The following is a 13,460-nucleotide window of genomic DNA, read 5'->3' as shown; positions in this document are numbered from 1 at the left end:
GGCAAGGAGGATTGGGTGGCAGGCGAATCGAGTGAGCTGAACTCCGAACACCCGCTCGCCCGCGCATTGGCGGCAGAAGCTCCTGTGGGCTGGCATCAGGCGGACGCGGTCTTCGCGAAGACGGTGGCCGAAGTCGGTCATGTCGTGTATTCCGTTGGCGAGCAAACGGTGTCGATGACACCATCGGAGGAGATATTCACGATCGTCCGGGAGCAGCGGGCGATCGCGGCGCGGTCGGGTGCGGGACCGTGGTGGCGAATACTGGTGGTGCTGGCCGTTTCCGGCGAAATCGAGATCGAGTACGACTACGGCGAGGATCCGTTCCCGCCGGGACAGCTATTCAGCCCGCAGGTGCTCTACCAGTACTCGCTCGCCGGTCTGGTAACACCGGCCCCGCAGCGGATGCCGGCGGCTGAGGCGATCTCCCGGGTCCGGGACTACATCATGGGGCGGGGACTGGATACCACGGGATATCCGTTGACGGCGTTGATCGCCGAGCGGTTCAGCGTCGGCTGGATGGTGTATGTGCCGGTGCCGGAAGGGCACATCGCGATCGGCCGGGCGATCTTCTACATCGGCGACGACGGCGTGCTCGAGGCTTCGTCGTCATCCATCGCGCCCGGGATTTACCAGGCCGAGTTCCAGCAGCGGTTCACCGAACGCCACGGCGCGGTGGCCTCAGACCAGATCGCAGGAGGGTGAGGCGATGGATGACTGGGAGCGGGAAGGGCTGCGCTCAGCCAACAACGGCATGCGCAACCAGGTCGACCACATCCTCAACCAGCTCGACGAACAGCGCGCCCTCCTGTCGGAGGTCGGGGAGAAATTGGACGCGGCCCGGTGCACCGCGAAGTCGGCCGATGGCCTGGTGGAGGTGACCACCGACGCCGGCGGCGTCGTCACCGACGTGCAGTTCACCATCGAAGCCGTGCGTAGCACCCCGCAGCAACTCGGCCGGTCGGTGACCGAGGCAGCACGGGAGGCGGCGCGGCTGGCGCGCGAGCAAACCCGGGAAATGATGGCGCCGGTCACCGTTGCCATCGGCGCGATGCCGGATCTGTCGGATCTGGTGCCAGGGGCACCCAGCTTGCGTGAGCCCCGCGAACCAGGGCACGACCGGTGAGGGTTTGAGGGGTTGCCGGGCATGAGTGATTCGTTGCACGTTGATACCGACCTGGCGCAGGCGCTGGTCAACGAACTCGCCGCGCTGGCCGATTCCGCGCAGCAGGACCTGACCCAGTTGAAAGACACCCTGCACCGGGAGGGTGCGGCCTGGGGCAAAGACCAGCCGGGACTGGTCATCGGCGACACCTACGAGCCGGAAGCGAAGAAGGGACTGACGGGCTTCCAGAACCTGGTCGACAACATGCGCGGGTTGAGTGACGGGATCGCTAATGCCACAAAGACTTTCAACAACCAAGACCAGCAAAACGCCAGCCAGGTCAACGCGGCCGGGCACAACGGCTCCGGTTCGACCGGGCTCCCCTCGACCAGCCCGCCGGTCGGGCTGCCGGTAGCACAGAATGGTTCGGCACCGCAATCGGTGCCGTCGGCCTCCGTTCCTCGGTCCAACACCAACAACAACACCGCGTCTGCGGGGTCGTCGGGCTCCCCCGTCGTATCCGGGCAGCCGGGATACCAGCCCGCCGGGCACCCGAATGTGTCCCAGCAACCGGGATCCACCGGCACCAACCCGGTCGATAGCTCGCAAACACCCGACGGCGGGCAGCTCGACCCGAGCGCCACCGCCCCCGGCGCCACACCGCAAGCCGCCCCGGGCAGCACACCGCAAGCCGCCCCGGGCAGCACACCGCAGGCCGTTGCGGGCGGCACACCCCAAGCCGCCCAGGGCACTGCTACCCCGGCCGCCGCCGCGCCTGCCCCCGCTGGTGCCCGCCCGGCGACGACCCGCGCAGCGGGCACACCATGGTCGAGTCGACAAGCCGCGACGCCCGTGCCGCGGAACGTCGCCGGCACACCGTGGTCGGCTCCCGGCTCTGGCACGCCCGGTCAGGCTATCGCGCCACGCCGCAACGACGCCCAACCCGGTGCGGCGAAACCCGCCCCGTCACGCCGGGATAGCAACTCCCGCAACCCGAAACGTGTATCGGTCAAACCGGCCGGCATCCAGGTCGCGACCGACAACGCAGCCCTGGCCGCAGCGCGGGCACTTGCCGCCAGGTACGGCCTGCGCGTCGTCGGGTTCGACACCTCAGGCATCACGGAAACCACCGTCCACGAGATCGCCGCGGCCCTCGACGACATCCTCGGGAAGTACCCGTTCCTCGACCTGGGCGGGATCGAGATCACCCAACTCGATCCCGGCGAAACATCCCGGGTGACATGGGATCGGCCGACCGGTAAGACGGAAGGGGCGAAGACGGAAGGGGCGAAGACAGCGGCGTGGATCCTGCTCGATCCCAACACCGTGGCCGATCCCGCCAAACTCACCGAAATGCTCTCTGCTACACAGCGATCAGGTAAGCCGATCCCCGGATCCGAAGCGCGGCCGATGTATTCGACCGTCGTCGCGGATCTGGGCCGGATCCTCGAAGCCGGAGCGGGCCGCCAGCCCCGGCAGCTGGCGCAGCGGTCGTTGATCACCGAGTACCGGCGGATCAGTGGCCCGTGGGCGGGGGCCCAGACGTTAGCGGGGGTGGTGGCTGGTTACCGGGGGTGGCGTGCGCAGTTGGGTGGCCGCAGCATCATTGGCGGCCGGTTTAATCCGCGTGAGGCTGTGGTGGCAGGGTTCACCGAGGTCGAGTTGCGTGGCGAGGATGCGTGCGGGCCGGCGAAGGCGCTGCATCGGCTTGTGGTGGAACATGCGCGAGAGCGGTCGAGTACCCGGTGAATCTGGAATTTCCACCGGGAATGTTCCCGTGGATCCGGGATCTGGTCCTCGGGCATATGCCGGTGGGGAACCCGGCCGCGCTACGGCGCATCGCCGACGGGTGGGCGGAACCGGCGCAGCAGCTGGTTGTGAAGCGCGACAGGTTGGCGGAGTTGGCCGCTGCCCAGGCCGCTGCGGCGATCGGCGGTAGCACCGGCGACGCGATTCGTGAGCAGTTGCGGCAGCAGTCTGCCGATGTGCAGTCGATGATCGACTACTGCGACAGCATGGCGAAACTGATGTACGGCAACGCCAATTCACTCGAGTTGGAAATCTATTTGGTGTGGGCTGCGGGGATCACCCTGCTGGCGTGGGTGCTGGTGGATTTGGCGATCGGCGCTGCGGCGAAGGTGCCCCTGGATCGTGTCGAAACCGAGGCCACCATGAATTTAGCGCGGGCTGATGATGTGGTCCGGTTGGGTGGCGAGCGTGCCACGTTCTTCGCCAGGCATCCGCATTTCGCGGTGGCGTTGCGTACCGGTTTACCGGGTGCGGTGCTGGGGGGCGGGTCGTATGCGGGTGCCGAATACCTCCAGATCATGCAGGGACGAGGTGAGCCCGGGCGTCGCACATCGATGGATTGGGGTCAGGTGGGGGTGTATGCGGCCGCGGGGGCTGTGGGTGGTTTCGCTGCTGGTGAGGTCGGGCGAGTAGTCGCGCCTGTAGTCCAACGGATGGGTGGGCGGGTGCTGGCGGTGGCGGCCACCGGTGCTGTCGCCGGTAGTGCCGGCGGTGTTGCTGGCGGGTTGACCGCGTCATGGCTGACAGGGACTCCGGTAACAAGCAAGAATCTGGCGCAGATGGCGATCACCGGAGCCGCGTCCGGTATCGCCAGCGCCGTCGGTTCCGCGGCGCGGGCCGCCCGCACCGGGGTCCCGGCCGGTGTCCCGGTTGGTGGGGACCTCGCCGGGCGGGTACCGGTCGGGCGGGAGGCGACGGTGGCCCCGGAGAGACTACCGGGGGCCGGTGAGGGCCAGGCACCACGACCGGACCCGGAACTTGTGCGACAGATCAACGAAATCCCCGTCACGCTCGCCGGGGAAATGCGCCCGGGGCCCGAACAAGACGCCATAAACAGCTTCGCCCCCAACAAGAACAACCCACCGCGACCCGGCGAGGTCGTCCCCGCCGAGGGCGCCTCGCCTCCCCGGCCAAGTGAGTGGCGGAAAACCTCCCCCGAGGAACTGCAAGCGATGGCCCACGCCGAATCCCTGCGCGAACTCGCGGCCGCGAACGGTGGCGCAGACCCTACAGCGCCGGGGAAACCGGCAGGCCCGCAACATGGTTCACCGGATGCGCCGCGCCCGCCATCAGGCTCGGGCGCGACACCCCCGGGCGGGACACCCTCGGGGCCCGGGCGCGCATTCAAGGGCCCTGCCGATCTGCTGTTCGCGAAGATCAAAGACTCGGGCACACCCATCTACGGGGAAAGTCCCGTCAAAAGTCCCGGCTTCACGGCCGAACCAGCCTTGTCGGCCGGGCATCCAGCGACCGGGCAGGCACACAGCACCGAACCCGGCGCCACCACCACAAACCCGGGCAAGACCGGCGCCGACACCACGGAAGCCCCGGGCGGGCAACGTCACCATCCCATGCAAGCACCGCCCACCGAATCCGGGACCACCGCATCGGGTGGGCCGGTCGAGCACACCAGCAGCCAGGTCGGGGACCCCACCCACACCCCCGCACCCGCCCACGTCCCCGCGCCCGCAGACGTCCCCGCGCCCGGGGCTGGGCCCCCGCCCGGCGGCCAACAGGGTCATCCGACGGAATCGGGGACCCTACCGGGTGATTCGTCACACCCGGGCGGGCCCGATAACGGTGCAACGATCGCCGAGGGCGCACCCGGGGGCTGGGAGTTGGTGCCCGCCCATCAAGTGGACGCAGGCACACGTAACTGCGCCCTCGAAGCGGCGACCCAGACCGCGAAGGTGACCCGGAACCCAAATATCGATCCCTCGATACTCGCCAAGGCCGGTCCACAGGGAGTCCCTGGTGAGCTGTATGCGCAAGCACACCACGCGGATTGGGAACTGTTCCCCTCGACAGAAGCAATGGCCGCCCACGTCAAAAACACCGGCGACACCCTCTCGGCCGGTCTGCAGTTCAAAAACGATGCCGGGGCGCATGCGGTCGTGTTCTACAGGAACACCGACGGCCAAGTCGTGCTCCACGAACAAGTCGGCGACACCGTCCGTCAGTTTTCCGGTGACCACGTCCAACACTGGAAAGTCGACGCACAAGGACAACGCAGCGACGTGACCAAGACCCGCCTACCCGACGCGGTCGGGCAATGGCTGGCCAAGGTCTCACCCCACGTCTTCAGCGCCCACGCGATCCGGTTCAGAGCCGCACCCGACGCAGCCCCCCAACAACCAGCACTACGACTGGCAACCGGACAAACACCCACAGGGCCAGCACCGGACGACAACCTCGCCGGCCTGGAGCTCCTCAAACGAGACAACCTCCTTAACCTCGATTTCGACAACATCGTGGCGGATTTCAGGCGTGAGCTGGAACAGGGTGCCCACACCCCCGCAGAACCGGCAAACCCACCGCGTTCCAGTCGCGGCAGCACACCCCCGACGCCATCCGACCCCACCCCTGCGGACTCGGCCACCGCGCACACGCCTTCGCCGACACCCGTCCACGAGAGCACGCCATCGACAACACCACCCGACACGAACACCCACGTTCCACTGGTGGGCTCGCCACGGTCCGCTGAACCCACACCACCCGCGAGTTCAGTCGATCACGCGACCAACACGAACATGCCTACAACACAACCGAACTCGGCGACACCGCATCCAAGAGCCACACCCACGGCGACACCCGACACCGCACCCGCAACCATCAGCGAACCCACTGCGGCACACCCGAACTCATCTACACCACACCCGAGCCCAACACCCACAGCAGACTTCGCATCCGCAGGCATCGCCGAACCCAACCCCACTGCAGCACATACGAACCCGCCGACATCCGCGTCGAACGCGGCAACAACACACCCCACAGCCGATTCAAACACACACACCGCATCCGACCTCACGCCATCGACTCCAGCGCACTCCAATATCGACACGAACAGTCCTGCCGCGCACCCGACGGCGACCACACCGATACCACCAACCAGGCCACTGACATCGAGCCCGCACCCCAACCCCGATACCACGGGCACACCGATGACCGCGATGCAACCGTTCAGGGCCAACAGTGGACCAACCAATGTGGACACCGACGAACCCCAGAGCGAACCCGAGCAGTTTCCCGGCCCAAAACCAGCTTGGATACCGACTGGCACACCACCCGAATATTCCGACCCGAACAAACGGCCCGATGACTTGCCAATGGAAAGGCCTCCGAACTTCATCAAGGGGCCGGGCACCATCTACACGAACCCCGGCGTACCGATCCCGCCCGACGGCCCGCCAGAAAAAGCCATACCCGTCAACCCGCACCTGCCTTCCTCAGTACCGACAGAGCCGCCGGCCACGCCTCTGGTCCAACGCCCACAGCCACCGAACCCCGTACCCGACCCGAACGATGCCGACGACCCGAAGACCCCAAAGGCACCGGACGTCGAACCAGCGTTGCCACGCGACCAGGCCGAACCCGCAACTCACCTGCCCGCCACCGAGAAAGGCCCAGACGAGTCCCCCTCATCCGCCCGCTACGCCACTCCCCCGGACCCGAACACCCCCGGCGCACCACAAGATCCGACCAACCGCCCCCAACTCCACCCCGACAGCCTCGAATACCTCCCCAACACCGCCATCCCCAACGTGGGCGGACTGCCAACCACGCAACTGGCACCCCCACCCAAGCGATCAGTCCAGACGATCCGCCCAACCCCAATCGCCCAGGCATCGGCAGGCGGGGCCGACTTCCCGTCGATTCCGGTCGAAAATGCCTTTCGCGGGCCGCCCGGTGCCAGCGCACCCGCCCGCATCGATCCGCCGGATGCCGGGCCCGCGCCTGAACTCGCCATCGACCTGGAACGTGCTGGCAGCGACACGCTGCAGCATGCGATGGTCGATGGCCGGGTCACCTCGGTGAAGCTGGTCGAAGCGTACCAGCGTCGGATCCGGGCGGTGGATAGCGAGGGCCCACGCCTGAACGCGGTCCTGATACTGAACCCGGACGCAGTGAAGGATGCCGAACGGCTGGATGCGGAGCGCCGACGCGGCTACGTTCGCGGGCCGCTGCACGGGATCCCATTGCTGGTCAAGGGCAATTTCGACGTGGCCGGGCTGGCCACCACCGCAGGCGCGCTCGCGTTACGCGACTCGTTCCCGCGCGGCGACGCGTTCGTGGTGCAGTGGCTGCGAGCGGCCGGCGCGGTGATCCTCGGCCAGACCAACCTGACCGAGTTCGCGGGCTTCATCACCACGGAATGGATGCCGAACGGCTACAGCGCGCTCGGTGGGCAGGTGCTCAACGCGTACAATCCGGAGCTTGACCCTAGCGGGTCCAGCTCCGGGTCAGCGGTGGCGGCGGTAGCCGCGCTGGCTGCGATGACTCTCGGTACCGAGACCTTCGGCTCGATCATCTACCCGTCGGTGGCCAACTCGGTGGTCGGGGTGAAACCCACGGTCGGCCTGGTGAGCCGAACCGGAATACTGCCGATCTCGGCTACCCAGGACACTGCGGGCCCGATCGCCCGCTCGGTGTACGACGCAGCCGTGCTGCTTACAGCGATGACCGGAGTCGACCCGGAAGACCCTGCCACCGCAGCCAGCGTCGGCATGGCAGGCGCCGACTACACCGCGGGACTGTCGACCGACGCGCTGCGCGGCAAGCGGATCGGGGTGGTCGCCACGACAGAGACCGGTAACCTGCTGACCTCGTTCACAAACGCGCAGGCGGTGCTCAGCGCCCAGGGTGCGACCCTGCTGCCGGTCACGGTCAGCAGCACCGGGCTGCCGTCGAGCATCTTGAGCTACGAGTTCAAGCGAGACTTCCCCCGGTACACGGCCCGGTTGCCCGCGGATGCGCCGATGAAGACGCTGGACGACGTAATCCGGTTCAACCTGGCCCATGACGGCGCGGTCGAGTTCGGGCAAACATTGCTGACCAAATCCAACGACACCGACCTGGACGATCCCGCGGTGAAGGCGGAGTACCAGATCAACCGCGACACCGGTATCGCGATGGCGCGGGATCGGATCGACGCCACGCTCGCCGCAAACCGGCTGGATGCACTGCTGTTCATCGGAAACGGTGGAGCCATGCTCAGCGCCCGGGCCCTGTACCCGTCCGTCGCGCTGCCAATCGGGTACGACCCGGACAACGGCCAGCCGTCCGGAATGACCCTCGTCGGCACCGCGTACACCGAGGCTTCGCTGCTGGCCCTCGGGTACGCCTACGAGCAGGCAGCACATGCGTGGCGCCCGCCCTCCGAGGTGAACCCAGCGATGTACGACGGTACCTCGCCGGCACGGGACCACGGCCTTGAGCTGGGCAGGGGTATTGCTGCCGAGAAGTCCTCTGACTCCGACGAGCCCCGCCCCGTGAGCAACGAGCATGTCCGCGCGGAAATGGACCCGTCGTTCCCTGTCAGTGGCTCCACGCCGAATCGGAAAGCCCCGGCCGAAGGCGGGCCGCTTGCGGGTGGCATCGCCGGACCGGTGCCTCCGCATCGAGGACGGGTCCACCCCGAAGACGTGAATGATGGGCAAGCAGCCGACCCGACCGATACGCCGCCCGGAGACGTACAGGGCGTCGGGGCGTCGGGCGAACCGGCCGATACAAACCGGGATGCCGGCCCTAGTGCGGTTCGTCCGGGCGGCGGGCAGCCCCCAAGCCCAGTGGAGTTCTTCCAGGACGTCGATCCGCTCGTGCAGGCGGCCAGCGGTGACCCACGGGGTGATCGACCGTCGCGGCCAGCGGTGGCGCGGTCTGCGAGCTCGGAGGCCGTTGACCGCGATTCGCCGGCCGGGCCTGGGCCGACGCCGTGGAGCCCCTCCATTGTGGGGACCGGATCGGACACTGTCCCGCTCAGTACGCCGGGTCACTGCCCCGCCCAGCCACCCGTGCCAACGGAGTCCGACGACCGCGGGGCCGACAGGCCGACGCCCGGCCGACAAGCCGAACCGACCACGCGACCGGGCGATACGAACTCGGACAATGATGTCATCGAACTCGGCGCCCCACTGCAACCAGCAGAGGCAGCCGGGAACGCGCAGCAGGCGTCAGGACGCGGACTCCCGTTCGGGATAGTGGGCGTCGGTGACCCCTTGGGCGAGATGAAGCGGGAGACGGTGCGCGAGCGGGCGCGTGGGCTCGGGGTTTTCAAAGCCACCGGCGGTGGTTGGACCCGGGGAGGCGGGCAGCAGCCCGAACCTGAGGACGCACACGATCCTGGCGGCGCGCCCGGTGAGCTGCCTCCGAGTGTGCGTCAGGCACTCGAGCCTGAGAACGAGGCGGAGGAGGGCGTTGCTGAAGTCGATGCCCCACTCATGGACGCCGCGCTCAAGCAGCCATCCGGTCAGGATGGGGCGCAGCCCGACGACGAGGAGCCGCTGTATGTGACGGAGTGGGCGGTGTTGCGGTCGCACCCCGCCCTGCGGGATCTCCCCCGGCCGACGGAATTTCGTTGGTCCGGTGGCGATTCGGGGCGGGTCATGACCGCCGACCAAGCCGCGGCGGTTCGGGACGTGGTGATCAAAAATGGCGAATCATATTCAGGGAACAATGATACCTACCACGTGTATGCGGGTTTCGCTGTGGGCGTATTAAAGGATGTCGAGAATGACACGCACCCGCCGCTCGATTACGCCCCCTACCCCAACAAAACCAAGAATCTCACGGCGTTCGCCGCCGCGGGCATCGACCAGGTGCAGCGCACAATCTATGCCGATGAACACGGCACCATCGACCTCGCCATCACCGGCCCCCCGGTGCGCACTCTCTACCAGTCGGACATCGATCAACTGGAGCGAATACTCAAGAAAATATTTCGAGTGCCGTTGAGCAGCCTCGGGCCCTGGCCCGAGGGCCATCCGGAATCGGGAGACGTCAGGGGGCTCCTGCGGCATCGTTTCGAATACCTGGCGGGTGTCTACGAGTCTCTGCGGAGTGATCCACTGTATTGCGCGGTATTCGACGCCTTCGATCTTCCGAAACGGTTGCTCACCGGTCCGGGACTGGACTACTCGGCGTTGCCATTATGGGAAAAATTCGGCGTGCTCCACGCCGACCCAAAACCCGCAAACACAAAAAAGGTAGATGCCAAATTGTTCCTGCTGGATCCGGGTCTGCTTCAACCCGGTCCTTGGTCGTTCCAAGAAGCGATCTTTCACCATCGGAATAAGGGCGTCGGTCGAGGCCCTTATTTCGAGTACCTTCAGGTGGCGCGGGTGGTGCACGACCTGAAACGCATGACCGACCTGGCGAGGGCCGGCACGCTGGACCGCCGGGAAGCGTTCGGCCTCGTCTACTATCTAAATTCCGCGCTCGCCGATGCGCTGCCCGTCTTGGGGCGGCCACGCAGGACATTCACGGTGGACGAGACGATCAACAAGGTGCGCTCGGTCGTATCGGGGACCGATCATCACCCGCAGCCCACCGAACCGGCGCGCTCCCAGTGGCTCGAGTGGCTCGAGACAGAGAGTGAAAACCTGGCCGCGCGGCTGCAACAGGACCGGTGGAAACAATCGCACGTCGACCAGGCGAGACAGGGATTCCACCTCACCTACAGCATGCTGGTCCAGCGAATGTCGCTCATCCCCGAGGCGATCGGCCGCGATACCGTCGACATCGACATCACCATCACTGGAGACCCCGGTTCCCGCCGAATACGTGTCGCCTTCACCGACAAGCGAATCAACCCCATTTACGGGGATGATGAAGTGCGGTTTCGGGAGAACCACGATGAGTTGACGATGAACATGATCAGGGTCCTAGTGACACGCGAAAGCGGCTGGTACGCCAACCCAGACGACACCATGACTTTCTGGTTCGTCATCGACGAATCCCCGTCCGGCCACGGCGGGACTACTGCAACTACACCATGGCCGGATGCTGGGCCGCGTGGCGGCTCCGCGCGGTCGGGGCCCGGTGGGCGGCCGGCAGAGGCAGCCGGGACGAACGCGGCCGCGTCGGGGCAGGGCCGATTCGAAACACCGTGGAGCCTCGCGGGGGAAAATCCCCGGGCGGGTACTTCCGGGGGTCGCCGACCCGAAGCCACCCCGGATAAGGACCCGGGCCCGGCTCACACCGGGCCAGCTAATGGTTCCGCCGAGATACGCGAGACGGCCGATCAGGTCGGGGCAAGGCTCCGGCGGGCGCAGGCATTACGTGATGACGAGGCTGCCCGGCTCAACAAAACGCCTGGATTGGATCAGATTGACGCAGACCGGAAACGGAGAGAAGCGCTGACAGCACCATCACCTTGGAAGGCCAGCTACACCGCCAAAACCGTAGCTGACTTGTTCCAGGGGGGAAGTCGGGGACCAGTACCCGGTCCCGACATCCATCCGGTGTCGCCGAGTAAACATCCACCTGACATAAATCCGGACGCGTTGGGTCCTGGCTCGCCCGAGCTGGAACGGTTGCGTCACGAAAGTGAGCAGGGTCGCGCTGAACTGGCCGCACAGCTCAAAGTGGACCCGCGGATGTTGACTCCGCAGCGGGTGCAAGATGCGATGGAGATGGTGCAGGCCGAGATGTGGCCGGTGCGCGATCTCAACCGCTGGCAGCAAGCGATCCGAAAGGGCAGGCTCTCGGAGGTCGCGGAATGGATGGGGCGCTGGGTCCGCCAACTCGATGCCGAACACGAGATGACTACCCCCGAAGAACAGAGCCTGTCGCGGCACAACCGCGCCGAGCTGCGCACGCAACTGCGTGAATTGCTCGCAATACCGGGGCCCATCGAGTTCCGCCGTTACAGCCGCGAGAACGATCCAATAGGTGAGCTGAGACGCTTGGGCAACATGGGGGAATCCCCGGAGATCGGCCGCTTGGCCGTCGCCATACAGCGGTTCGATCTTGATACTCTGGTCCGCCGCGCCGACGAGTACAACAATGTGAAACAGCAGTTCCACACGCTCGGCATGACTGCCGATTCCATGTCGCACTCTCCGCTACCAGTCCAGATCACCTTCGACCCCGCCCCGCCGCCGCGCGAACTGTTCCTCCGGAACTTCCCCACAATCCCCGCGGAGCAAGCATTTTCCAGCGTCGCCGATATCGCTCGCTCCTTCGCACTGGACGCCCGCGGCACACACACGGTCAACGAGGTGTACGATCTGTCACTCGAATACATCGCCCCGTTCTACGCTTGGGTCGCTGACAGCATGCTCCCCCCCATGTACAAACATGTGGGCGAAAACCTGCGGGCAATGTTCGCGTACATGGGTCGAGACGCGCTCCCAATGCTTGCTGCGACATGGGGCAGGGATCCTGTATTCGCCGAGAGGCGATGCCGCCCGGTCGAGGTCTCCCGGAAAGAGATGGAGATGGTGGCGCGGGATTACGAGGCGGTGACAGGAACTCCCCTGCCTCTGGGCGAGTCGTTCCGTATGGAGCTGAAGGAGGAACTAGCCGCAAAGGTGCCCGGCTCGTTGCGCCGGTTCACCGACTTCCTGCATGAACGCGGGTTCGAGGTTGGACTACCCGGCAGCGCACTCATCGTGGTGGACAACGGCGTTATTGGCAGAACACAGGAGTTGCTGAAGCAGATCTACCCATCGACCGATATTTCGGGCGAATACGCTGTGATGACCATTTCTCCCGACGACCCCCATCCACAGAGCAAAAAAGGTCACATCTTTCACCTCCCGGCCAGCGAATGGCGGGGCGGGCAAATCTCATTCCTGCCCGACGACGAACGGCTCACCTTCCTCAACTATCGGGCAAATTGGGCCATGGAGGTATTCGGCCAAGGACCCAAGGATTCCACCGTCGCCATCACCGAGCATGGACTGGAAACAGAACCGGAGCTGATGTGGGCACGCGAATACTTCCCGGAACAGCGTGATGAGCGATTCGCGGATCCTCGCGTTGTCGAGGCCGCGAAGACAGCGATTCTGCTTGCCGTAGCACACTATTCACGCAACGGCAGCCCCGGCGATATCTACCCCTACATGCGGCAAATACGATCCTGGATCCTCAAAAACGGCACCGCCGACCCACGCTTCTCAGCGATGGCCTCGGCCCTCGCCCCGTGGCGGGGAGTTCAAGAGTCACCGGTCAGGCTGCACCCCAATGCCAGGCGCATGCCTTCGGGCACGATGCCGCCCGGGAATCCCTCGGCCGCAGAGAGGTTTTCAGCTCCTCGGCGTGGCCGCGTAGTTAAAAAGCTTGCAGATCAATAACACGTAATATAGACATTTGTTCGGCGAGTCAGATTGTACGAGTGGCTAATTGGGCTATGTCGTTGGTGGTGTTCAGCCTGGTCCTGTCGGATCGGAAGCATGGCCGACCAGGTTCAGGAGTCAATGCCGCTTAGCTCGCCCCCTGTAGAGCTGTGACCTGCGGTTTTGCGGATGGTCGTCGTTGTGTCGGCGTGATGCAGCTTTGGTTGGCCAGCCGGATGGTAGCGGGTCCGGTGTGACGGGTTCCCTTGTCT

At 65.8% G+C, this 13,460-nt stretch carries 4 protein-coding genes; all 4 read left to right on the top strand.

Going from position 1 to position 13,460, the window contains the following annotated elements:
- Nucleotides 1-15: 15 nt before the first annotated feature.
- Genes ACV7NQ_RS21730 through ACV7NQ_RS21715 form a run of 4 tightly spaced genes read left to right on the top strand, consistent with a single transcriptional unit; the run spans nt 16 to nt 13,206 of the window.
- The gene (locus tag ACV7NQ_RS21730) at nt 16-702 is read left to right on the top strand and encodes a hypothetical protein (RefSeq protein ID WP_463361341.1); all 687 of its coding nucleotides are present in this window, start codon (nt 16-18) and stop codon (nt 700-702) included.
- A 4-nt stretch (nt 703-706) separates the two neighbouring features.
- Complete coding sequence (locus ACV7NQ_RS21725; RefSeq protein ID WP_463361340.1) at nt 707-1,123, top strand: YbaB/EbfC family nucleoid-associated protein; 417 nt, start codon at nt 707-709, stop codon at nt 1,121-1,123.
- 21 nt (nt 1,124-1,144) lie between these two features.
- Nucleotides 1,145-2,851, top strand: a complete 1,707-nt coding sequence (locus ACV7NQ_RS21720) for a WXG100 family type VII secretion target (protein WP_463361339.1) — start codon at nt 1,145-1,147, stop codon at nt 2,849-2,851.
- Entirely contained in the window at nt 2,848-13,206 is a 10,359-nt protein-coding gene (locus tag ACV7NQ_RS21715; protein ID WP_463361338.1) for an amidase family protein, read from the top strand. Before ACV7NQ_RS21720 ends, ACV7NQ_RS21715 begins: the two co-directional genes overlap by 4 nt.
- Nucleotides 13,207-13,460 lie beyond the last annotated feature (254 nt).

The organism is Nocardia sp. Tas62D01, from assembly GCF_055232035.1.
Note: the sequence above shows the minus strand (reverse complement) of the source record. Positions and strands in the feature narration are given on the sequence as shown.